Below are 22,238 nucleotides of genomic sequence, written 5' to 3'. Positions count from 1 at the left end.
TGCATTTTGCCGGCCGCGCCTAGCCGCCTGGCGAAAGAGTCAGCCAGTGTATTGGCGGTGATGGCGCCGGCGGCTCGGCGGCGCGCAGCAGCTGCGAGAACAGCAGCAGCAGCGCCAGCCAGATCGCGGCGTGACGGGCACGCCGCGGCCAGCGCGCAAAGGCATGCAGCAAGGCGCCGATCACAGCGCCTCCCAGAGCTGTTCCAGGGCCTGCGGCCAGTCGGCACCGAAGCTGAACACAGCCGCGAGCAGCACGGCGGCGCCCAGCAGATTGAGCCAGGACAGCCAGTACAGACCGCGCATGAACAAGGGCGCCGACAGCGCTTTGCCGTGATTCATGGCGCGCACCTCAAGGCTGGGCATCGCGCACCGGCGCGACGATGCTCAGCTCGCGGCCGTCGGAGAGGCTGAAATGCAGCAGCACGCTCTGCCCGGCGCGCAGCGGCTGTTTCAGATCCATCAGCATCACGTGCAGGCCGCCGGGCTCCAGCTTCACGGTCGCGCCGGGCTTCAGGCGCAGGCCGGAACTCAGATGACGCATGCGCATCACGCCGCCGTCCAGGCTCATCTCATGCAGCTGCGCGATGCCGGAGACATCGCTGCGCACCTGCGTGACCAGCAGCGGCTGGCTGGATTCGTTATGCAGGGTCACATAGGCGGCGCCGGCGCTGGCGCCCGGCGGCGTGCTGCGCACCCAGGCCTCGCTGGCGCGCACGCTGGCCACCTGGCGCACCTCGGCGCGCACATGCGCCACCACGCCGATGAAGAAAATCAGGGTCAGCAGCGGCGGCAGCGCCCAGGGCCTGCGCCGCAATAACTGCAGAAGCTTCATGAGGAGTACTCCGAATGGATCCGGCGTGAACCGGACACAAGGCCGGACCGGCGCGCGGCCAGCAGGCCACAGCGCCGATCAATCAGAACGCGGCTTTCAGGCGTACGAGGGTGGCCCGCGTGCGGGCGGTGAGGTGACGCGACTCTGGCGTGGCGCCAGCAGCGGCAAGGGTGCGGGCGCCTCCAGACCGGCGGCGCGCAGCAGCACGGTGGTGGCCGGCGGCGGCATGGCCTGGGCACTGAGCGCCGCGCAGCAATCCAGGCATTGCGCCAGCTGGCCCTGCGTCGCGCCATCCTGCTGCGCGGCGCGCAAGGCGTCGGGCAACTCGCGCAGCTGCGCCTGCAACTGCGCCGAGGGCGTGCCGCACCAGGGATTGCCGGCGGCCGTCATCGCCGCCGCATGCGCCATCGGCAGCAGGAGCTGCGCGAGCCAGGCCAGAAGGGCCAGGCTGCAAGCGAGTGGACGGTGGCGGCGGCGGTTCATGAGGCTGCGATTATGGCGGCGCACGCCGCCGTAGCCATGACCTGGGACAAGCTGTCCTGCGCCGCTCAGGGCCACAGCGGCGCGCGCAACAGGGCCAGGTCGTAGCGCACCATGTCGGCATAGGCCTTGATGGCGATGCGCTCGTCGATGCCGTGCATGCGCTCCAGATCCTCGGGGCCGAAGCGCGCCGGCATGAAGTTGTAGCGGTTGTCCGCCAGGGCTTCGTAGTGCCGCGCATCGGTGGCGCCCACCAGCAGGCCGGTGGCGACCAGCGCATCGGGAAACACCTGCCGCACCGCGGCGGCGATGCGCGCGTAGGCCGGCGAATCGCCGGCCGAGGCGTGCGCCGAGGCCTCGCTGGCGCCGGGCAGCAGCTCGATGCGCACCCCCTCATCGGCAATCGCGCGGCGGATATGCGCCTGCACATCGGCGATGCGCTCGCCCGGCAGCAGTCGCGCATTGACCAGGGCCTGCGCCTGCGCCGGAATGACGTTGTCCTGGGTGCCGGCCTGCAGCACGGTCGTGCTCAGCGTGCTGCGCACCAGCGCATTGCTGACCGGCGATTGCTGCAGCTGCCGCAGCAGCAAGGGGCCCAGCAGCCAGCGGTTGGCAATCGCCAGCCGCGCCGGCAGCGGCTGCTCGGCGGCGATGCCCAGCAGCAGACCTTCCACCGGCGGCGTCAGGCGCGCCGGCAGCGGAGCCTGCTGCAGACGCGCCAGCGCCGCAATCAGCTGCGTGACGGCAGTCTGCGCCGGCGGCATCGAGGAATGCCCGCCCTCGCCGCGCGTGCTCAGGCGAAACGTGGCATAGCCCTTTTCGGCGGTCATGATGGTCGCCACCGGCCGCTGCACACCGGGAATCAGACCCTCGCCGATCACGCCGCCTTCATCGAGCACGTATTCCAGCCGCAGGCCGCGCGCGCGCAGCAGCGCGGCGATGCGCTGCGCACCCTGGCTGCCGTCGATCTCCTCATCGTGACCGAAGGCGAAGTACAGGGTCTGCGCCGGCACGAAGTCCTGCGCCAGCAGAAGCTCGGCGGCCTCCAGCCAGGCCAGGGCGCTGGATTTGTCGTCGAGCGTGCCGCGTCCCCAGATGTAGCCGTCGGCGATCTCGCCCGAGAACGGCGCATGCGTCCAGCGCGACAGGCTGTCCTCGTCCGCCGGCACCACATCCAGATGCGCGGCCAGCAGCGCCGGCCGGGCCTGGGCATCGCGGCCCGGCCAGGTATAGAGCAGGCTGCCGCCGATGGTTTCGAGCTTGAGCTGTGCATGCACCCGCGGGTACAGCCGCCGGAGCAGCGCCTGCAGCTCGGCGAAGCGTGCGGACTGCAGATGCCCGGGGGCATCGCCTTCCGAAACGGTGGCGATGCGGATCGCCTGCGCCAGTCTCTGGGCCAGCGCCTGCTCGTCGAGAACCAGCGGCGGCGCCGCGCTTGATCTGGCCACGGGCAGCGGCAGGCGCCACAGGTTCCAGGCCAGCACCGCGCCCAGCAGCAACAGCGCAAGCAGCACGGCTTGCAACAGGCGGCGCAGGCGCATCAGAGCCGTCCGCTAGCGCTTGCGGCGACCGGCCGGCGCGTAGACGGCCAGCAGCGCACGCACCAGTTCCGGCGCGCTGGACAGCGGGCTGCCGCGCCCGCCGAAGGTCAGGCGCGTGCTGTTGCTGCCTTCCAGCAGGAGCAGCAGTCCGTCGCCCAACACCTGCCAGTCCGCCGCGCCGGTTTCACGCGCCAGCTCGCGCAGGCGCCGGCGCAGCTCGCGCTTGTACTCACGGATCACCTCGTGACCCGGATGCTCGGCCTCACGCAGCTCCACGGCGGCATTGCTCAGCGGGCAGCCGCAGTCGTTTTCGCTGCAGCTCTTGGCGGCGGCGCTGGCGAACACCGCCTCGATCTGGGCACGGGCATCGCCGGCATGCGGTGCCAGCATCGCATCCCAGCGCAGCCAGAACTCGCCCACCTGCGCGCGCAGGCACTCGGCCACCAGCTCGTCCTTGGAGGCGAAGCTGCGATAGAAGCTCATCTTGTTGGTGCCGGCCTCGCAGGCGATGGCGTCCACGCCCACGGCGCGGATGCCCTGCCGGTAAAACAGCTCGCGCGCGGTCTGGAAGATGCGGTCGCGCACGCGCGGTGCGGCACCCGGGGCTTCGTCTGGCAGCTTCTTGCTCATGCTCGCTTGAGGAAAAACACTCGCTTGACGTTTAAGTTACCGACCGGTAACGTTTCGCACTGTTACCAGTCGGTAACATCATAAACCATCCGCCGGCGCAGTGTTCGCGCCGTGCCGGCCTCGGGAGCCGACGATGAACGATAACGCAAGCCGGGTCGTGCTGGTGCTGGACGCCCAACAGACCGCGCCCCAGGCGCAGGCACGCCGGCTGGCAAGCCAGGGCGCGCATGTGGTGCTGGCGGCCAGCGACTGGGCCCGCGCCGTCGATGCCGCCCTGCGGCTGCAGCTGGAGGGCCTGAGCGCCGAGGCCCTGCACCTGCCCGCGCGCGATGCCGACAGCCTGCGCCTGGCGCGGGCCCAGATTCTGAAGCGTCATGGCCGGCTCGACCTCGTGATCGACGAGGCTGGCGCCGTCGCCGCCTGAACCGTCCCCCCAGCCTGGAGATTCAACCATGAGCCAGCTCATCACCGCTGTCAGTGATCAGGACTTTGCACAGCAAGTGCGTACCGCCAGCAACAGCCAGCCGGTGCTGGTGGACTTCTGGGCCGAATGGTGCGGCCCCTGCCGCATGGTGGCGCCGGTGCTGGAACAGCTCGCCGCCGAGCAGGGCGGCCGCCTGAAGATCGTCAAGCTCAATGTCGACGACAATCCGCAGACCGCTGCTGCCTACGGCGTGCGCAGCATCCCGACCCTGATTCTGTTCAAGGATGGCGCGCCGGCGGCAAGCCACGTGGGCGCCGCGCCCAAAGCCCGGCTCGCCGCCTTCGTGACGCCGCATCTCGCCGTTTCCGCCTGATCCACCCCCAGGAGTCCTTCATGAAACCCACGCTGTTTTCGCCGCTGCAGATCGGCGCATTGCAACTGAAGAACCGCATCATCATGGCGCCGATGACGCGCGCCCGTGCCGAGCCCGGCCATGTCGCCGGCGCCCTGATGGCCGAGCACTACGCGCAGCGCGCCAGCGCGGGCTTGCTGATTGCCGAAGCAACCATGGTCAGCGCCGATGCCAGCGCCTTCGTCAACGAGCCCGGCATCTTCGGCCCCGCGCAAGTCGAGGGCTATCGCCGCGTGGTGGACGCCGTGCACGCGGCCGGCGGCCTGATCGCGCTGCAGCTCTGGCATCCGGGCCGCGCCGCGCACAGCGTGCTCAACGGCGGCGTGCAGCCGGTGTCGTCCACGGATCGCGCCATCGCCGGCGAGATCGCCACGCCGCAAGGCATGCTGCCCTACGAGGCGCCGCGTCGCCTGCGCCTGGACGAGATCCCGGGCGTGATTGCGGATTTTCGCCGTGGCTTTGAAAACGCCAAGGCCGCCGGCTTCGATGCCGTCGAAGTGCATGGCGCGCACGGCTATCTGCTCGATCAGTTCCTGCGCGACAGCGTCAACGACCGTCAGGATGACTACGGCGGGCCGCTGGTCAATCGCGCACGCCTGCTGCTGGAAGTGATCGACGAGGCCATTGCGGTGTTCGGCGCCGCTCGCGTCGGCCTGCGCATCTCGCCGCTGGTGGCCTTCAACGACATCCAGGACTCCGATCCGAAGACGCTCACGCGCTATATCGCCGAGCAGATCCAGCAGCGTCATCTGGCCTTCTTCGAGCTGCGCCACGAGCGTCATGATCTGCCGGCGGAGATCGAGCTGGCCCAGATCGCGCGCCGCTACTACCGGGGCACGCTGATTCTCAACGGCGGTTTCGATCTGGCCAGCGGCAATGCCGCGCTCGCCCAGGGCGGGGCCGATGCCATCGCCTACGCCAAGCCCTTCATCGCCAACCCGGATCTGGTGACGCGCTATGCACAGCAGGCGCCGCTGGCCGCGCCCGACTTCGACCTGCTCTACACGCCGGGTGCGCGCGGCTACAACGACTATCCGGCGCTGGCGGCCGGACGCGGCGAGACCGCACTGCCGGCCTGAGCCGGCGTCAGCTGCGCGAGAAAGATCCGCAGCTCGCGCAGAAATTCGTCCGGCTGTTCCAGAAATGCGCTGTGCCCGCCCTTGAACACACTCAGGCGGGCACGGCGCATCCGGGCGATCGCCGGCCGGCACATCCAGAGCGGAATCACACGGTCGCTGCCTGACCAGGCACACCAGATCGGCAGCTCCAGGCTCGCGGCCAGCGCGCGCAGATCGGCCTCGGGCCGGGCGAAGCTCTGCCAGGCCTGATGCAGGATCGGCGCGATTTCATAAGCGCTGGCGATGATGCGCTCGCGCTGGGCGGCGGCAGCCGGCTGCGGCAGCACCAGATAGCGGTAGTACCAGGCGAAGGCGCGCGCAAACCAGGGCGCGCCACGCGCGCCTGCCGCGAAGAAGCGCACGAACAAGGCCACCACCACGCGCACGAAGGCCGATACCGGCACCAGGCCGCCGGCGTCACAGAGCACCAGCGCGCGCAGCGGGCGGCGCGCGGCGGTCAGCAGGGCCACCGCACCGCCGATGGAATTGCCCAGCAACACCGGGTTTTCGATGTGCAGCACCTCCAGCAGCTCATCCAGCAGCGCGGCGTAGCGCCCGGCGCTGGCCGGCTCCTGATCCGGCGGCGAGCTGCCCTGGCCGGGCCAGTCGATCCGGATCAGTTCGCACTGTCCGCGCAGCGCCGCAGACAACAGCGAAAAATCACCGCCACCGTGTCCGATGGCGTGCAGGCAGACCAGCGCCGGACCCTGCCCTTCGCGCGACACCGCCAGACGCAGACCCGCCCGGGGCAGCGACACCAGCTCGCCCTGCACCCCCACACTGCCGCGCTTGCTCATGTTCCGCCTCCCGATCCCGGTTTGTGATATTTCTATCACATCCTCATCAAGCCTGGCGACGAAGCCCCGCATGACTGAAAAAAAACACGCTGCCGGCTCACGCGGCCAGGCAAGCGCCGACACCGCCGCGCGACTGCTGCAGGCAGCGATGGCGGAGTTTGCCGAGGCCGGTTTTTCCGGCACCGACAGCAACCGCATCGCCCGGCGCGCCGGCTACGCGCCGCAGACTTTTTATCGCTGGTATGCCGACAAGACCGCGATCTTCATCGCCGTGTATCGCGACTGGGAAGAGCAGGAAATGCAGCTGCTGACGAAACTGGTGGCGGCACAGGCCGCACCGGCGCGTCTGGCCGAGGCGATCATCCGCCATCATCAGACGCACCGCCGCTTCCGCCACAGCCTGCGCCAGCTCACGGTCAGCGATGCCAGCGTGGCGCAGGCGCGCGAGGACAGCCGCCGCCGTCAGGTGGCGCGCATCCGCGCACTCTACGGCCTGCCCGCCGCGCAGACTGCGCCGCTGCTGATCCGACTGCTGCAGATCGAGCGCCTGGCCGACGCCGCCGCTGACGGTGAACTGCGGGCGCTGGGCCTGAGCCGCGCGCGTCTGCGTGCGGCCATTGCGCAGCTGATTGCGCCGGTTCAGGCGCCCGGGCGGTAACAAGCCGAGAGCCACCCCAGGCCAAAGCGGCTATTGTGTCCGCCCCGCTTGCCGTCGGATGCCTGCATGAGCCACCCGGATTCCAGGGACGTCCCGCCCACACTGGATCATCATGACTACGAAAGCGCGCTGCATCATCTGCAGATCGAACTGGTGGGCCTGCAGCGCGAGGTGATCCGGCAGGGCCGCAAGCTGCTGCTGATCTTCGAAGGCCGTGACGCGGCCGGCAAGGACGGCAGCATCAAGCGCATCGTCGAGCACTTAAGCCCGCGCGAAGTGCGCGTGGTGGCGCTGGGCAAACCCAGTGATCGCGAACAGACGCAGTGGTATTTCCAGCGCTTCGCGCCGCATCTGCCGGCGGCGGGCGAGATCGTGCTGTTCAACCGCAGCTGGTACAACCGCGCCGGCGTCGAGCCGGTGATGGGCTATTGCAGCAAGGCCGAGTGCCGCAACTTTCTGGCCAGTGCGCCGGTGTTCGAGCGCATGCTGGTGGAATCCGGCATCGAGCTGTACAAGTTCTACCTGGACATCAGCCGGCAGGAACAGGCGCGGCGCCTGGAGTCGCGGCGCAAGGACCCGCTCAAGCAGTGGAAGATCAGCCCGGTGGACGCGGCGGCGCAGAAGCACTGGCGCGATTACAGCCGCGCGCGTGATCGCATGCTGCTGGCCACGCATCAGGCGCACAGTCCCTGGCTGCTGCTGCGCGCCGACGACAAGCGTCAGGCGCGGCTGAACCTGATCCGTGAACTGCTGCGCCGCGCGCACGGCAGCAAGCTCAAGGCCGATCCGCGTGTGCTGCGGCCGTTCCAGAATGCGCTGATCGAAGGCCGCTGGCTGGCGCCTTAGCGGCGTGCTGAAAACGAAGTTTTCGGCACGCCGTGCTTGGCACAGGGAGGTGCCAACGGCAATCCAGCGCACCAGCGCTGGACTGCCGGGAGCGCAGTAAAACCACGCTTTTGCGTAGCGACCTGAAAAACGCCAGGGATGGCGTTTTTCAGCAAGCTGTCAAAGATAACCGCGCACCAGCAGCAGACCGAGCACCATGCCGGCAGACACCACGGCGAAGGCGCGCACCACGCGCCAGCCCAGCTGGCCGCCGCCCACCACCAGCGCGATGCCGCCCTTGAACAGCATGTTGGCGCCCACCGCCAGCAACAGCGTGGTGGTGGCCTGTGCGGCGCTCATCTCGGCGCCGTTGAACAGGCGCAGGGTCGACAGCGTGGCGGCATCGACATCGGTGAGGCCCAGCACCGGCGCAATCGCGTAGACGCCGCGCGCGCCGGCCAGATCGTGCAGCCAGGCGGTGATCAGCAGCGCCGCACCGTACATGAGCCCGAAGCTCAGGGCCGCGCCCATCTCCAGCGGATTGCGCATGCTCAGGCTCTCGCCATCGCCGATCGCCGAGGCGCTGCCCCGAAGGCGCAGCAGCAGCAATGCGGAGGCGATCAGCCAGGCCGGCCCCAGCATCAGCAGCAGGGCCGGCAGCAGGGCCGGCGCCACCACGCCCGTGATCGCGCAGACACGCAGCAGCAGCACCAGATTGGCGGTGACAATCACCTGCGTGGCCGCCGAGGCCAGCTGCGGCTGTCCGTGCGCCTTGCGGGAATACACCAGCGTGGTGGCGGTGCTCGACACCAGTCCGCCCAGCAGGCCCAGCAGCACCGGCAGACGCCGCTGCCCGAGCAGGCGCAGCGCCACATAGCCGGCCAGGCTGATGCCGGCGATCAGCACCACCATCAACCAGATGCGATAGGGATTGAGCGCCTCGTAAGGCCCGTAACCGCGATCCGGCAGCACCGGCAGAATCACGAAGCTGATGGTGGCGAACTGCAGCAGCGAGACCATTTCCTGGCGCGTGATATGCGCCATCGCGTGCAACTCGGTCTTGAAGTAGAGCAGTGCCGTGGTCAGCAGCGACAGCGCCACCACCGGCAGGGTGTAGCCGTACCAGAGCAGGGCGCCGTAGGCGAAGCACAGGAGCAGCGCCACGGTACTGGTGGTGTCCGGCTCGGCATGCGGCATCGGATTCTGACGGTCGGACGCGATCATCATCAGCGCCACCGACAGCCAGGCCACCGGCAGCAGCCAGCTCGCGCCGCTGCGCTGTGCCAGCAGGGCGCAGGCCGTGCCCATCAGCGCGGTGAGCGCAAACGTGCGCAGGCCGGCGCGCGCCGCCGGACGGCGCTCGCGCTCCAGGCCCATCACCAGCCCCAGGCCCAGGCTGGTGAGAAACGGCGCGAAGCTGCGGAATTCGGCGAGGCTGTCGGTGGGCATGCGCGTGGCGGCGGAACGATGCGACACGCTGGCACCGCGCCTGCGTGCGCGCAAGAGGCAGCGGATTGACGCCGGTCAGTCCGCCGACCGGCGGCGCTCTACAATCATGCGCGCATGAACACCGTCGAACCTTCCGTCACCCGCTGCGAGGAACTGGGCCTGAGCGCCTTGCGCGCGCTTTACGAACCCTTGGGCCTGCAGGTGGTCGAAGTGGCGGCCGGTGAAAATATTCCCGGCAGCTACTGGGGCGAATGCGAGGCCGGGCTGATCGGCAACCGGCTGTACCTGCGCGGCGATACGCCGGTGCATTCGGCTCTGCACGAGGGTTGCCACTGGCTGTGCGCGGATCAGGGCCGACGTGCGCAGCTACATACCGATGCGGGGGGCGATGACATCGAGGAAAACGCCGTGTGTTATCTGCAATGCCTGCTGGCCGAGCGCATCGCGGGCTACTCGCGTGCGCGCTGCTTCGCCGACATGGACGCCTGGGGCTATCACTTCATGCTCGGCTCGGCGCAGGCCTGGTTCGGACAGGACGCCGAGGACGCCATCGCGCGGCTGCGGCAGATCGCGCCACAGTTTCTCGACTGATCCGGGTTTTCCCCTGCGCCCGCGGCGGCAGGGCTCAGGCTGCGGCCTGTTAACGCTATGGACAATCGCCGCGTTGCTGCCGGATGGGGCGGGGCCCCACGTGGACTACTGGGGCCGCAGAGCGGCGTTGGCAGCCGCTGGCCTGGAGTCACCAAGCGGCGCGTCTGCCGCCTTGCCCTGCGGCAAAACGATCTCCATCGCAGCGATTGCCATCGCGTTAACAGGCCCTAGAATGTGCTGATGCTGCGTCGCTTGCGCCACCGCCCCTGGCTGCTCGCCCTGGCCCTGATGCTGGGTCAGTGGCTGGTGTTCGCGCATGGCCTGCAGCATCCGGCACTCGCCGACGATCCGGCCTGCTCGCTCTGCGTCCATGCGCAGCAGCTGGGTAGCGGTACGCTGAGCGCCGCGCCGCAGCTGCCGCTGCTGGCCCTGCGCCAGGAAGCGCCGGACGTTCCCGCCGCACTTCCTTCATCCTCCGCAGTCCATCAGGTCTATCAGGCCCGCGGTCCGCCCGCGCACAGCTGACAGCACCCAGCTCCGCTGTGACCCGGACGCGCCTGCCCCCTGCAGGCCGCGTCGCATCCTGATTGCCAGATGAGGAAGTTTTCATGAACACGTTTGCGCGCGCCGCCTGGGCGCGCTCCCGGCCCTTGGCCAAAGCTCTCGCCACCCGCTCGCCCAGCTTGCTGAGCCTGCTTGCCGCCAGTTTCCCTTTCGCTGCGCTTGCGGACACCGGCGAGGCGCAGGGCGATGCCGCGATCCCCGAAGTGATTGTCACCGCCAGCCCCCTGGGCCGCACCGCCGATGAGCTGGTGCAGCCGGTATCGGTCATCAGCGGCGAGGAACTGGAGCGCAAGATTCGCGGCAACATCGGCGCCACGCTGGAATCCGAACCCGGCGTCGCCAGCACCGACTTCGGCGCGGGCGCCGGTCGCCCGGTGATCCGTGGCCTGGCCGGCCCACGCGTGGAGATGCTGGAGAACGGCATGAGCGCGATGGATGTCTCGGACCTGTCGCCCGACCACAACGTCACCATCGCCCCGGCGCAGGCGCGACAGATCGAAATCCTCAAAGGCCCGGCCACCCTGCTCTACGGCAACAGCGCCTCCGGCGGTGTGGTGAACGTGGACAACGGCCGCCTGCCGCTGGCGGTGGAGGAAGGCCTGCATGGCGCCATCGACAGCGTCTACGGCAGCAACGGCAACGAAGGCTCCAGCAGCGCCGAACTCAATTACGGCCAGGGGCCGCACATGCTGCATACCGACTTCGGCTGGCGCGAGGCCGAGGACTATCACATCCCGGGCTATGCGGGCGTTGACGGCAGCGGCAGTCATGAGAAGCTCAACAACAGCCAGCTGCGCGCCTACTCCGGTGCCGGGTCCTACTCGTACATCGACCAGGGCAATGTGCTGAACATCGCCGGCAGCCGCTTCGTCACGCAGTACGGCCTGCCCGTGGAGGAAAGCGCCTTCATCCTGATGCACCAGACGCGCTTCGATCTGCAGGGCATCCTCAACAAGCCGCTGCCCGGCATCGACTCGCTGCGACTGCGCGCCGGCAGCTCCAACTACAACCACACCGAGTTCGAAGCCGCGCACGAACCCGGCACCGTGTTCCACAACCTGCAGTACCAGGCGCGTCTGGAGGCGGTGCATGAACCACTGGCCGGCATGCGCGGCGTGTTCGGCCTGCATGGCAACTGGCGCAACTTCGAGGCGCAGGGCGAGGAAGCCTATGTGCCGCCGGTGATCAGCCGTCAGCTCGGCGTCTTTGTCATCGAAGAGAAGCCCTACAGCCTCGGCAAGCTGGAGTTCGGCGCGCGCGTGGAGCGCGACACCAATTCGCCGCAGGGCAATTATCTGTCCCGCAGCTTCACGCCGGTCTCGGCCTCGGCGGGCTCCATCTTCAATCTCGGCGAAGACTCGCACCTGAAGCTCTACGCCACGCACGCCGAACGCTCGCCGGTGCCCGAGGAGCTCTATGCCTTCGGCCCGCACGGCGCCACCGCCACCTTCGAACGCGGCAATGTCGATGCCGACAAGGAAATCTCCAATGGCGCGGAACTGGGTTTCGACCATCACCAGGGCCGCTGGACCTTCAACGGCAGCGTTTACTACACGCGCTTCAAGAACTACCTGTATCTGGCCGAGGTGGATCAGGGTCTGAACGCCGATGGCAGCGGCACGGGCGGCAGCGACGGCATTGCCGATCGCGTGGATGGTGACGGCACGTTCAATCCTGCCGGCGAGGATCTGCTGGTGGACTATCGCCAGGCCGACGCCAAGCTCTACGGCTTCGAGGCACAGCTCAACTACGCGCTCATCGCGCAGGGCCCGCTGCGCTTGAACACGCATCTGCTGGCCGACGCAGTGCGCGCCGAGCTCAGCGGCGGCCAGAACCTGCCGCGCATTCCGCCGCTGCGTTATGGCGTCGGCCTGGACGGCAGCTGGCGCAGCATCACGGCCAGCAGCGAATACCAGCGCGTGAACCGGCAGAACGACACCGCAGCGCTGGAAACGCCCACCGCCGGCTACAAGCTGCTCACCGCCGATCTGAGCTGGAACTTCTTCAACGCCGCCGACGGGGCCAAGGCCAGCGCCTATCTGCGCGGCACCAATCTGCTGAACGATGACATCCGCCGCGCCACGTCCTTCATCAAGGACGCGGTGCCGGCGCCGGGCCGCTCGGTCTATGTCGGCATCCGGCTGACGATCTGAGCCAGTTCCATGCTCCTTCCCCGGCAAGGGGAAGGAGCATGGCGGGTTCGGCATCACATTCAACCAGTGCAATAAGCAGGACAGCGCCTCGCCGCGCTTCTATGATCCTTGCCAGACGAAAAAACACTGATCGCGACTGACGATCAGACCGCATCTGGAAGTGAAGGGAGGATCATGTTCAGGCCATGCATTTGCGCGGCGCTGCGGCCGGCGCTCGGCCTTGCGCTGCCCTTGTATCTGGCGGCCTGCGGCAGCAGCACGGCGCCCGAAGGCAGCGTGCCGGCACAATCGCTGCTGCTGTATGCCAATCCCAGCGTGGCGGCGGCGCCGAACATCGGCAAGCCTTTCGTCGCCGGCACCACGTTTTCCTTCACGCCCTTCAACTACCAGGAGCAGGAATACTTCTATTCCGGCGTCGCGCATTCCTACGTCAACGACGCGGCCCTGGATCAGGACGGCCGCTGGCAGGTCTCCGTTGCCGACAGCGCCGACTACAAGACCCGCATGCTGGTGTATCGCCCGGTTGATCCGGCGATGTTCAACGGCACGGTGATCGTGGAATGGCTCAACGTCACCGGCGGCGTCGATACCGCCGCCGAGTGGGTGACGATGCACACCGAACTGCTGCGTCGTGGCTACGCCTGGGTGGGCATCTCCGCGCAGCAGATCGGCGTCGAGGGCGGCACCCCGCCGCTGGGCACGCCGCTACCCATCGCCATCTCGCTGAAGCTGATCAATCCCCTGCGCTACGCCAGCCTCTCGCATCCTGGCGACAGTTTTTCCTACGACATCTACGCGCAGGCGGCGCAGGCCATCCGCCATCCGCAGGATCTCGCGCCACTGGGCGAGCTGCAGATCGCGCGGGTGATCGCGGCCGGACAATCGCAGTCGGCGGCGCGCCTGACCACCTTCGTGAATGCCTTCGGTCCTCGCACCACGCTGTTCGACGGCTACTTCGTGGACAGCCGCCTGGGTTATGTCGCGGATTTCGGCGGCGCCTCGGCGCCCTTGTCGCAGGCGCCGCAGAGCGTGATCAACACGCCGCAGGTGGTGCGCTTTCGCACCGACCTCGGCCGGCCGCTGCTCAACCAGCAGACCGAAACCGATCTGCTGATGCTGGACGCCTACCACAGCCGCCAGAGCGATCACAGCCAGTTCCGCCTGTGGGAAATCGCGGGCGCCGCGCACGCCGACACTTACATTTCCAAGGACGGTTTCAGCGACACCGGTGACGGCTCCGCCGCCACGGTCTACGAGACCCGCAAGAACACCCCTTTCAGCAGCTGCCCGGAGCCGATCAACAGCGCGCCGCAGCATCATTTCATCGCCAATGCCGCGATCCACGCGCTCAACACCTGGCTTGCCGAAGGCAAGGCGCCGCCCTCCGCACCGCGCCTGTCAGTCAACGCCGCAGGCGATGCGATTCTGCGCGATGCGCATGGCAATGCCCTGGGCGGCATCCGCAGTCCCTATCTGGACGCGCCCACCGCCGTGCTGTCCGGCGAGAACAGCAGCGTGATGAGCGACAGCAGCATCTGCTTTCTCTACGGCCTGACGCAGCTGCTGGACACGGCGACGCTGCAGAGCCTGTACGCCGACCACGATGCCTATGTCGCGGCCGTCACCGCCGCCGGGCAGGACGCCGTGAACCAGGGCTTCCTGCTCAGCGAGGATCTGCAGCTGATCATTCTGGCCGCGCAGCAGAGCGGCGTGCCTTAGTGGTCTGTTGCACGCTAAGCGACCCATAAAACCGCGTCTTTTGGCCCGTGGCGGCGTTGCAAACCCTCGCAATAGCGGTGCTATTGCTGTGGTTTGCGCCTTGCCACGAACCAAAATCCATCGGTTTTATAGGTGCCGCCTAGCATGCAACAGACCACTAGCGCAGCTCAGACCGGCGCCAGCTCGATCACCAGCGGCGCGTGATCGGAAGGCCGCTCCAGCTTGCGCGGCGCCTTGTCCACCAGCGCGCTCCTGGCGCGTGCAGCCAGCGGCGCGGACAGCAGCAGATGGTCGATGCGCAGACCCATGTTGCGGCGAAACGCCGCCTGCCGGTAATCCCACCAGGTGAAGGTTTTCGCTTCCTGCGGGAACAGGCGGAAACCATCCTGCAGGCCCAGCGCCAGCAGCTTGCGAAAGCCTTCGCGCTCCGGCTCCGAGCAGAGAATGCCGCCTTCCCAGACCTCCGGATCATGCGTGTCCTCGGCGGTGGGCGCGATGTTGTAGTCGCCGCCCACCACCAGATTCGGATAGCGCTGCAGCTCTTCGGCGAGATAGCGCTGCAGCGCCTCCAGGAAGCGCAGCTTGTAGGCGTACTTCTCGCTGCCCACGGCCTGACCGTTGACCACGTACACGTTCACATAGCGCACGCCGTTGACGGTGCCGGCAATCACGCGCTTCTGCTCGTCGGCAAAGCCGGGCATGTCGCGCGAGACATCTTCGATCACGCCGCGCGCCAGCAGCGCCACGCCGTTATAGGTCTTCTGCCCGCTGTGCACGGCCTGATAACCCGCCGCTGCCAGCGCCGCGAACGGAAACTTGTCGTCGGTGAGCTTGGTTTCCTGTATGCCCAGCAGGTCCACGGGGCTGGCCGCGAGCCAATCCAGCAGATGCGGCAGACGCACGTTAAGGGAATTGACGTTCCAGGTGGCGATACGCATCGTCGCGGACATTCAGGTTCGAAGAAGGGCGCTTATCTTCTGGCAGCCCGAGCCGGCAAGGCAAACCGCCGAGCGCCGCGCCGCTCAGGGCGCGCGCCTCCAGACCCGCGTCTGCCCCAGCGCACGCAGGCCGCGGAAGGCGCGCAGCCGCAGGTGATCGCCCTCGACGCGGATTTCGGCTTCCGCGCGCAGGCCCTGGGTCAGGCCTTCGCGCAGATCCATCACCTCGCCGCCCAGCCATTGGCCATCCTGCTGACGCAAGCCCCAGAGAAAGCGCATGCCGACCAGGGGCTCGCCGCGCAGCGTGCCGGGGCAGCGCGTGCAATGCCGCAGCAAGGGCTGGCGCTGCGCGTCCGTCATGCTCAGCACACGGCCTTCCAGGGTATCGCCGACGCGATACAGCTCCACCAGTGTGGTGCTGCCATCGCTCGGTTCGTACGCCAGCCAGCGGCCCAGCGCGGCATCGCGATCCTGTGCAGCACCCAGCCCCGGCAGGCTCAGCAGCATGGCCAGCAGCAGCGCCCGCGTACGCATGCCCGGCGCGCCTTTCAACGGTAGCGGTATGTGAGTTCAAGACCCAGGGCGCGCGGCTCGCCCCAGACCACCGCGCGATCGGCCTGCGGCAGATTGTCGACCGCCGTCAGCGGGTACTGCTTGTCGGCCAGATTGCGTCCCCAGAGCGATACTTCCAGCTGGCTGCGCGCAGTCACCGGAATCTCGCTGGCGGCCAGGCGCGCATTGATCAGTCCATAGCCGTCGATGGCGGTGAGTCCGCGCTTGTCCTCGGTGATCACGAAACCCTGGCGCCAGCCGCTGTACTGGTAATTGAGATAGGCGCGCCAGCTGGCCCAGCGATTCTGCAGGAAGGTCCAGTCCAGCGAGGCCACCAGCGAGCTGCGCGGCGCGGCGATGAAGGGATACAGCGAGGCGACGTTGTTGCCCTCCAGGTCGATGACCTGCTGCACACGGGCATTGAGATAAGCGTACTGCAAGGACACGATCAGGCCGGGCCTGAGCACGAAGGCACCATCCAGCTCGGCGCCATACAGGCGCGCGCGGCCGGCATTGCGCGACTTGGTGTCGGAGATGGTGCCCGGGATCATGAAGTTGGTCTGCATGTCGCGGTACTGGGTGTAGAACGTCGCCAGATTGCCGCGCAGCCGCCGCTGCAGCCATTCACTTTTCAACCCCAGTTCGATCGAGCGCACACGTTCCGGCTTGAAGCCTTCCACGAAGCCAAAGCCGTAATCCGTGCCATCGGATGCCGGCCCGGAGGCGCCGGAAATCTGCGGATCGCGCGTGTTGAAGCCGCCGCTCTTGTAGGCGGTGGCATAGGAGATGTAGGCCGTGGCGCTGCGCGCCAGCTCGTACTGCAGATTGAGCGAGGGCGAGAAATTGCGATCACTGCGCGAGGCACGCACCTGATCGAAACGATCCGTACCGCGCAGCACGAAGGCCGGGATCGGCACCGCGCCCAGACCCGCGCCGGCCAGCTGCGCCTCGATGTACTCGGTCTGCACGAAGCTCTTCTCGGCCTGGCGCTGATCCCAGGACTGACGCAGACCCAGGGTCAGATGCAGGCGCTCCGCGAAGGCCGGCGGCGTCCAGCTGAACTGGCCGAACAGCGCGGTGGCTGTGTTGTCGATGCCGATGTCGTAATCCCAGAACGCCGCCAGACCTGGCAGCACCGCATCACGCAGCAGCTCGCGCAGATCCGGCGCAGCGTCCAGCAGGACATTGAGCTGAGAAGGATCGAGCCTGGTGTTGAAGATGTGATGGGTGGGACCACCCTGCTCGCCGCCCCGCTCCGAGAACTGGTAGGCGCCGAGGATGAACTCCAGCGAGTCGAACAGCTTGCCGCTGAGCTGCAACTCCTGTGACCACTGATGCTGGAAGGTGCGCGGCTTCACCAGCGGCGTGGGGGCACCGCCACCCGCGAGCACGCCGGCAGGCCCATCGTAGGCATTGGTATCGACGCGAAAGCCCGTGGAGCCGGCCCCGCCGCCCAGGTCCGCGTACTGGTCATCGCGCAGGCGGCGATAGGCGCCGATGTACTTGAGGCTCAGATCCTCGGCGAGCTCATCGCCGAGCACCAGCGTATGACCCAGCGAACGCGACTGCGAGGGCTCATAGGGCGCGCCGGTGGCCAGCTGGGCCAGCCGCCGCGAGGCGTAAACCGACTGTGATTGCGCATAAGGCTTGAAGTAGTCCGCCAGACCGTGCGGCGTGTTGGAAGGCGTCACGCCCTGGAACAGATAGTTGTAGTAGCGCAGATCGGTGAGATCGAAGGCGTAATCCACGCTCATCGTCTCCATCGGCAGCCAGCGCGCATCCAGGCGCGCGGCCCATTCGCGGCGATCGCCAAAATCACCGCCAGGCCCCGTGTTCTCGACAAAGCCGTTCTGATGGCTGAGCAGGCCCGAGAGCTTGACCGCGAGATCGTCCGTCAAGGGCACATTGAAGCTGGTCTTGCCGTTCCAGTGCTCGCGCGAGGCCGCCGTCAGCTGCTGCTGCATGTCGAAGGCCGCCAGCGAAGGCCGGCGCGTCAACAGGTTCACGGCGCCGCCCGTGGTGTTGCGCCCGTACAGCGCGCCCTGCGGCCCGCGCAGCACTTCCACGCGTTCCAGATCCGCCAGCTCCAGCGCCAGTCCCGCCGAGCGCGCCAGATACACGCCATCCAGATAAATGCCCACGGCGGGATCCTGCGTGACCTGCGAGTCGGTGACGCCGACGCCACGGATGGTGATGCGCAAGGTGCTGCTGGACAGAGGATGCGGCTCGATGACCATGCCCGGCACATTGGCGCCCAGATCCTGCACGCCCTGGATGCCACGCTGCGCCAGCTTGTCGGCATCGAAGGCTTCCAGCGAGATCGGCGTTTCCTGCACCGAAGCCACGCGTCGCTGTGCGGTCACCAGAACCTCTTCCAGTGTGCTGCGCGCCTGCGCGGTGCTTGCCGCCTGCGCGGGCAGCGGCGGCGGCGCCTGCGGCACGACGATGGTGTCCAGCGCGCCCTCCTGCGCCAGCGTCCAGCTCGCCGGCAGGCATAGCACGAGCGCCAGCCAGCCATGCTGCTTGCCCATATCTCCCCCTTTTTTGTCTTATGCGCCGCGCCCCGCACTGCGGCCCGATCCCAAGTGCCGCCGCTAGTCGAAGCGCCAGCGCAAGCCGGTGAGTTCCTCGCTGCGTGTCCACAGCGCACGCGCCAGACCTTCATCACGGGCCGCCGCGCCCAGCGGTGAAACCCCGATGGGCCCGCAGCTTTCGAACAGCCAGCGCGGCCCGACGAAGCTGCCCGGCGCAAAGCGCGCGGTACTGGCGATCTGCACCACCGGCTCGGCACCGGTCTGCGGTGACTGTCCGATGTGACGCTGCCCCAGGCGCAGCATGGCGCTGGCGAAACGCTGCCAGGCGCTGTCTTGCGGACCCAGCGGGCGATTGCTGCCCAGCTGTGTGCGGCACACGCCCGGATGCGCGGCATAGCTCTGGATCGGGCTGTTCACCTCGGCCAGGCGACGCTGCAACTCGACCGCGAACAGCAGGCAGGCCAGCTTGGCCTGCTGGTAGGCCAGTATCGGTTCGTAGCGCTGGCGAAAATCCAGATCGTCCAGCTGCAGGCGCGCCGAGCGCTGCACCAGACTGGAGATGGTGATGAGCTTGGCCGCCGGCGCCCGCCGCAGCAGCGGCCAGAGCCCGTGACTGAGGCGGAAATGCCCCAGATGCGCGATGGCGAAGCTCAGCTCACGACCCTCGGCCGTTTCGCGGCGGTTCGAAGGCGGATAGATGCCGGCATTGTTGACCAGCACGTCGATGGGCTCGCCGCGCGCCAGCAGGCGCCGCACCAGAGCCGCGATGCTTTGCGGATCGGACAGGTCCACTGTTTCGGCACGCAGCCAGGCCTGCGCATCGCCGCGTTTGTCCAGCGCTGCCAGCGCAGCTTGCGCCGCCTGCTGATTCAGATCGGCAATCGTGAGGTGATAGCCCAGCTCGCGAAACCGCTCGGCGCAGCCCAGGCCCAGGCCACTGGCGCCACCCGTGATCAGAATGTGTTTTCCGCCCATGGCCGGATGATACGGTACGTTTCGTACACATCAGCTTCGTGCAAACGGACGAGGACTGCGTCGTTTCAACCCGTCCGCTTGCGGGCCTTGACCCTGGTCTGCGGCGGACCGCGCAGGCCCTCCATCAAGAGCTGCACCAGGCCCCGGATCCAGCGCTCGTCGAGTTTGTCGAGCAAAAAATACATGCGGATGGCAATCGCGCCCTGGATGACATCCAGCAGCAGTTCCACATCGGTATGCGTCGCCAGTTCGCCGCGTTCGATGGCCAGTTCGACGAGCTTGCGCAGCGGCGCCCGGCGCCGTTCGTTGACGGGCACCAGCAGATGTGAAAGCGCGGGATTGTTCGCGCATTCCGCCACCAGCATCGGCAGCACGCCGCGCAAGGGCGAGTCCGCCATGATGCGGGCGAACTGCCGGAACAGCTCGATCAGATCGGTTTGCAGGCTGCCACTGCTGCGCTCCGGCATCGGCATCGGCAGCAGCTGCAGCACCGCCAGCACCAGATGTTCCTTGGTCTTCCAGCGCCGGTAGATGGTGGTCTTGCTGGCGCGCGCACGCGCCGCCACCCGGTCAATGGTCAGCGCGGAATAACCGCCTTCATGCAGAAGCTCGAGCGTGGCCTGGAGAATGGCCTGTTCGGTGGCAGCGCCGCGCGCGCGAGTCGTCTTCTGGGACATGGTCTGGAACGAAAGCGGAAGCGCCATTGTAGGCCGCAAGGCGCGATGGCGATGCGGCCTACCGGTTCAAAGCAGGCCTGCTCAGGCGCTTTCCTGCAGTCCGCTCTGCCGCAGCAGCGGCTCGACGCTGGGCTTGCGGCCGCGGAATTCCACGAACAGCTCCATGGCTTCACGCGAGCCGCCCTGCGCCAGAATGGTGTCGCGGAAACGCAGGCCCACTTCCGGATCGAACTGGCTTTCCTCGAACGCGGCAAACGCATCGGCCGAGAGCACCTCGGCCCATTTGTAGCTGTAATAGCCTGCCGCATAACCGCCGGCGAAGATGTGCGAGAAGCTCCAGGGCATGCGATTGAAGGCCGGCGGCTTCATCACCGCCACTTCATCGCGCACTTGCTCCAGCAGCGTCAGCACGCGCTCGCCGTGCTCGCTCTTCTTCGCCGGATCGTAGTCGCGATGCAGGCGCAGATCGAACAGCGCGAACTCCAGCTGGCGCACCGTGCCCAGACCGGCATGGAAGCTGCGCGAGGCGCGCAGCTTGGCCAGCAGTTCTTCCGGCATCGCCTCGCCGCTCTGCCAGTGTCTGGCGAAGCCGCGCAGCGTGGCCGGGTCATAACACCAGTTCTCCATGAACTGGCTGGGCAGTTCCACCGCATCCCAGGCCACGCCATGGATGCCGGCCACCGAGGCCTCTTCCACGCGCGTGAGCAGATGGTGCAGGCCGTGGCCGAATTCATGGAACAGGGTCAGCACTTCATCATGCGTCATCAGCGCCGGCGCGCCCGGCAGCGGCGGCGTGAAGTTGCAGGTGAGATAAGCCACCGGCTGCTGCAAGCCTTGCGCGGTACGACGGCGGTTCACGCACTCGTCCATCCAGGCGCCGGAGCGCTTCTCGTCACGCGCGTAGGGGTCCAGATAGAACATGCCGAAGGGCAGGTTCTCGCCGTCCTTGAGCACATAGGTGCTGACATCGGGATGCCAGACCGCGATGTGCCCGACCTTCTCGATGCGCACGCCATAGAGCCGCTGCACCAGATCGAACATGCCGCGCACCACGGCATCGAAGGCGAAATAAGGCTTGAGCTCCTCGTCGGACAGGCCCAGCTTTTCCTCGCGCAGTTTCTCGGCGTAATAGGCCGCGTCCCAGGGCGCGAAGTCCGCGAGGCCGTCGCGGGTCTTGGCGTAGGCGGCGAGCTCGTCGAGATCCTGCTGCGCGCGCGGCTTGGCGCGCCGCGCCAGATCCACCAGGAACTGCTCCACCTCGTCGGGCGACTCCGCCATCTTGGTGGCCAGCGACAGCTCGGCGTAGTTGGCAAAGCCCAGCAGCAGCGCCAGCTCGTGACGCAGCGCCAGGATTTCCTCCATCAGCGCGCCGTTGTCGAACTGTCCGGCCTGCGGGCCGCGATCCGAGGCGCGCGTGGCATAGGCCTCGTACAGCTCGCGGCGCAGCGCGCGGTTGTCGGCGTAGCTGATCACCGCGTCGTAGCTGGGGAAATCCAGGGTGAGCCAGAAGCCGTCCAGGTTCTTGGCCTGCGCCTTCTGCTTCGCGGCCTGGCGCGCGGAATCGGTCATGCCCGCGAGTTCGGCCTCATCCTTCACCTGCTTGCCCCAGGCCTGGATGGCATCCATCAGATGCTCTTCGAACTTGGTCTGCAGTTCGGACAGGCGCAGGGAGATGTCCTTGTAGCGCGCCTTCTGTTCCGGTGGCAGGGCGATGCCGGCGAGGCGGAAGTCACGCAGCGCATCGCTGATCACCTTGCGCTTGGCGGCGTCGTACTGCTGATACGCCGGCGAAGCCGCCAGCGCCTCGTAGGCCTTGAACAGCGGCTCGGACTGCGAGACCTCCACCCCGTACTCGGTGAGCTTGGGCAGGCAGGCGTTATAGGCCTTGCGCCAGTCCGGCGTGGAGCGGACGCTGAACAGATGCGAGACCGGCCCCCAGGCGCGCTGCACGCGGTCGGACATCTCTTCCAGCGGTTCGATCAGGTTTTCCCAGGTGTAGGGTCCGCCGCTGGCCAGCAGCGCGGCCAGCTCGGCGCGGTTCTGCGCCAGCACGGCGTCCAGCGCCGCCTCGGCGTGTTCGGGGGCAATGGCGTCGAAAGCGGGCAGCGGCTGGCGCAGCGCGTCACGCAGCAAAGGGTTGGACATGGCTCTCAGGATGGACCGGGGGGACGGTTATTGTGGGGGCGCCCTAGCGGTGTTACGAGGACCGGCCATCCAGAAATTTGAAATGCCGCGAAATTTCCCCGCTTTTCCACAGCCTGGCGCCGGTTTTTTCAGCGAACCCCGAGGATCGGATCGGGGTCTGTAAGGGCATCCCTGAGGGCGCGGGCACCGTAGAATAGGCGGCGCTGGCGCCGATTCATCACCCA

Annotated in this window: 23 protein-coding genes; 9 read left to right on the top strand and 14 right to left on the bottom strand. The window is 67.6% G+C overall.

What is annotated here, in order from left to right:
• Positions 1 to 19: 19 nt before the first annotated feature.
• The 6 genes from BMY12_RS20210 to BMY12_RS03440 form a co-directional block, all read right to left on the bottom strand.
• Positions 20 to 184: a hypothetical protein gene (locus BMY12_RS20210; protein WP_177188820.1), complete on the bottom strand. Its 165-nt coding sequence runs from the start codon at positions 182 to 184 to the stop codon at positions 20 to 22.
• Positions 181 to 339: a hypothetical protein gene (locus BMY12_RS20205; protein WP_177188819.1), complete on the bottom strand. Its 159-nt coding sequence runs from the start codon at positions 337 to 339 to the stop codon at positions 181 to 183. Before BMY12_RS20205 ends, BMY12_RS20210 begins: the two co-directional genes overlap by 4 nt.
• Positions 340 to 349: 10 nt before the next feature.
• Positions 350 to 832 (bottom strand): copper chaperone PCu(A)C, encoded by a 483-nt coding sequence (locus BMY12_RS03455; RefSeq protein WP_093282079.1) that lies wholly within the window; start codon positions 830 to 832, stop codon positions 350 to 352.
• A gap of 96 nt (positions 833 to 928) precedes the next feature.
• Positions 929 to 1,315 carry a hypothetical protein gene (locus tag BMY12_RS03450; protein WP_093282077.1) on the bottom strand — a complete coding sequence of 129 codons (387 nt, stop codon included), beginning with the start codon at positions 1,313 to 1,315 and terminating at the stop codon, positions 929 to 931.
• A gap of 65 nt (positions 1,316 to 1,380) precedes the next feature.
• Entirely contained in the window at positions 1,381 to 2,853 is a 1,473-nt protein-coding gene (locus tag BMY12_RS03445; protein ID WP_093282074.1) for a M20/M25/M40 family metallo-hydrolase, read from the bottom strand.
• 12 nt (positions 2,854 to 2,865) lie between these two features.
• Positions 2,866 to 3,483: a TetR/AcrR family transcriptional regulator gene (locus BMY12_RS03440; protein WP_093282072.1), complete on the bottom strand. Its 618-nt coding sequence runs from the start codon at positions 3,481 to 3,483 to the stop codon at positions 2,866 to 2,868.
• A gap of 133 nt (positions 3,484 to 3,616) precedes the next feature.
• On the opposite strand from BMY12_RS03440, the gene BMY12_RS03435 reads away from it, so the two are divergent.
• The 3 genes from BMY12_RS03435 to BMY12_RS03425 are packed head-to-tail and all read left to right on the top strand — an operon-like array spanning position 3,617 to position 5,398.
• Positions 3,617 to 3,907, top strand: coding sequence for an SDR family NAD(P)-dependent oxidoreductase (locus tag BMY12_RS03435; RefSeq protein WP_093282068.1), 291 nt, complete (start codon positions 3,617 to 3,619; stop codon positions 3,905 to 3,907).
• Positions 3,908 to 3,935: 28 nt separating this feature from the next.
• Positions 3,936 to 4,280: a thioredoxin gene (gene trxA, locus BMY12_RS03430; RefSeq protein ID WP_093282065.1), complete on the top strand. Its 345-nt coding sequence runs from the start codon at positions 3,936 to 3,938 to the stop codon at positions 4,278 to 4,280.
• 20 nt (positions 4,281 to 4,300) lie between these two features.
• Positions 4,301 to 5,398 carry an alkene reductase gene (locus BMY12_RS03425; RefSeq protein WP_093282063.1) on the top strand — a complete coding sequence of 366 codons (1,098 nt, stop codon included), beginning with the start codon at positions 4,301 to 4,303 and terminating at the stop codon, positions 5,396 to 5,398.
• On the opposite strand, the gene BMY12_RS03420 is transcribed toward BMY12_RS03425, so the two are convergent.
• A complete protein-coding gene (locus tag BMY12_RS03420; protein WP_177188818.1) occupies positions 5,350 to 6,234 on the bottom strand; it encodes an alpha/beta fold hydrolase in 885 nt (294 codons plus the stop codon). The two genes, BMY12_RS03425 and BMY12_RS03420, sit on opposite strands and share 49 nt — an antisense overlap.
• A 70-nt stretch (positions 6,235 to 6,304) precedes the next feature.
• On the opposite strand from BMY12_RS03420, the gene BMY12_RS03415 reads away from it, so the two are divergent.
• A complete protein-coding gene (locus BMY12_RS03415) occupies positions 6,305 to 6,892 on the top strand; it encodes a TetR/AcrR family transcriptional regulator (RefSeq protein WP_177188817.1) in 588 nt (195 codons plus the stop codon).
• Positions 6,893 to 6,958: 66 nt separating this feature from the next.
• Positions 6,959 to 7,738, top strand: a complete 780-nt coding sequence (gene ppk2 / locus BMY12_RS03410; RefSeq protein WP_093282059.1) for a polyphosphate kinase 2 — start codon at positions 6,959 to 6,961, stop codon at positions 7,736 to 7,738.
• A 159-nt stretch (positions 7,739 to 7,897) separates the two neighbouring features.
• Here the strand turns inward: ppk2 and BMY12_RS03405 are convergent, their stop codons facing one another.
• The gene (locus BMY12_RS03405) at positions 7,898 to 9,193 is read right to left on the bottom strand and encodes an MgtC/SapB family protein (RefSeq protein WP_143068824.1); all 1,296 of its coding nucleotides are present in this window, start codon (positions 9,191 to 9,193) and stop codon (positions 7,898 to 7,900) included.
• An 87-nt stretch (positions 9,194 to 9,280) separates the two neighbouring features.
• Here BMY12_RS03405 and BMY12_RS03400 point away from each other — a divergent pair, with 87 nt between their 5' ends.
• The 4 genes from BMY12_RS03400 to BMY12_RS03385 all read left to right on the top strand — a co-directional run bounded on the left by BMY12_RS03400 (position 9,281) and on the right by BMY12_RS03385 (position 14,193).
• Entirely contained in the window at positions 9,281 to 9,757 is a 477-nt protein-coding gene (locus BMY12_RS03400) for a hypothetical protein (protein WP_093282054.1), read from the top strand.
• A 240-nt stretch (positions 9,758 to 9,997) separates the two neighbouring features.
• Entirely contained in the window at positions 9,998 to 10,282 is a 285-nt protein-coding gene (locus BMY12_RS03395; RefSeq protein WP_143068823.1) for a hypothetical protein, read from the top strand.
• Between the two features lie 83 nt (positions 10,283 to 10,365).
• The gene (locus BMY12_RS03390) at positions 10,366 to 12,474 is read left to right on the top strand and encodes a TonB-dependent receptor (protein ID WP_093282049.1); all 2,109 of its coding nucleotides are present in this window, start codon (positions 10,366 to 10,368) and stop codon (positions 12,472 to 12,474) included.
• Between the two features lie 174 nt (positions 12,475 to 12,648).
• Positions 12,649 to 14,193: an alpha/beta hydrolase domain-containing protein gene (locus BMY12_RS03385; RefSeq protein ID WP_093282046.1), complete on the top strand. Its 1,545-nt coding sequence runs from the start codon at positions 12,649 to 12,651 to the stop codon at positions 14,191 to 14,193.
• A gap of 167 nt (positions 14,194 to 14,360) precedes the next feature.
• Here BMY12_RS03385 and xth read toward each other — a convergent pair whose 3' ends face one another.
• The 6 genes from xth to BMY12_RS03355 form a co-directional block, all read right to left on the bottom strand.
• On the bottom strand, positions 14,361 to 15,131 hold the full coding sequence (xth, locus tag BMY12_RS03380; protein WP_093282043.1) for an exodeoxyribonuclease III: 771 nt from the start codon (positions 15,129 to 15,131) through the stop codon (positions 14,361 to 14,363).
• 84 nt (positions 15,132 to 15,215) lie between these two features.
• Complete coding sequence (locus BMY12_RS03375) at positions 15,216 to 15,665, bottom strand: DUF2147 domain-containing protein (protein WP_143068822.1); 450 nt, start codon at positions 15,663 to 15,665, stop codon at positions 15,216 to 15,218.
• A gap of 14 nt (positions 15,666 to 15,679) precedes the next feature.
• Positions 15,680 to 18,214 carry a TonB-dependent receptor gene (locus BMY12_RS03370; protein WP_093282038.1) on the bottom strand — a complete coding sequence of 845 codons (2,535 nt, stop codon included), beginning with the start codon at positions 18,212 to 18,214 and terminating at the stop codon, positions 15,680 to 15,682.
• A gap of 63 nt (positions 18,215 to 18,277) precedes the next feature.
• Complete coding sequence (locus tag BMY12_RS03365; protein ID WP_093282035.1) at positions 18,278 to 19,192, bottom strand: SDR family NAD(P)-dependent oxidoreductase; 915 nt, start codon at positions 19,190 to 19,192, stop codon at positions 18,278 to 18,280.
• Between the two features lie 65 nt (positions 19,193 to 19,257).
• Positions 19,258 to 19,869 carry a TetR/AcrR family transcriptional regulator gene (locus BMY12_RS03360; protein ID WP_177188816.1) on the bottom strand — a complete coding sequence of 204 codons (612 nt, stop codon included), beginning with the start codon at positions 19,867 to 19,869 and terminating at the stop codon, positions 19,258 to 19,260.
• Positions 19,870 to 19,950: 81 nt separating this feature from the next.
• Positions 19,951 to 22,014, bottom strand: a complete 2,064-nt coding sequence (locus BMY12_RS03355; protein ID WP_093282030.1) for a M3 family metallopeptidase — start codon at positions 22,012 to 22,014, stop codon at positions 19,951 to 19,953.
• Positions 22,015 to 22,238 lie beyond the last annotated feature (224 nt).

Origin of the sequence: Solimonas aquatica (genome assembly GCF_900111015.1) — a bacterium.
In the GTDB taxonomy this organism is placed as follows: Bacteria; Pseudomonadota; Gammaproteobacteria; order Nevskiales; family Nevskiaceae; genus Solimonas; species Solimonas aquatica.
This window is presented reverse-complemented; position numbering and strand designations above follow the sequence as displayed.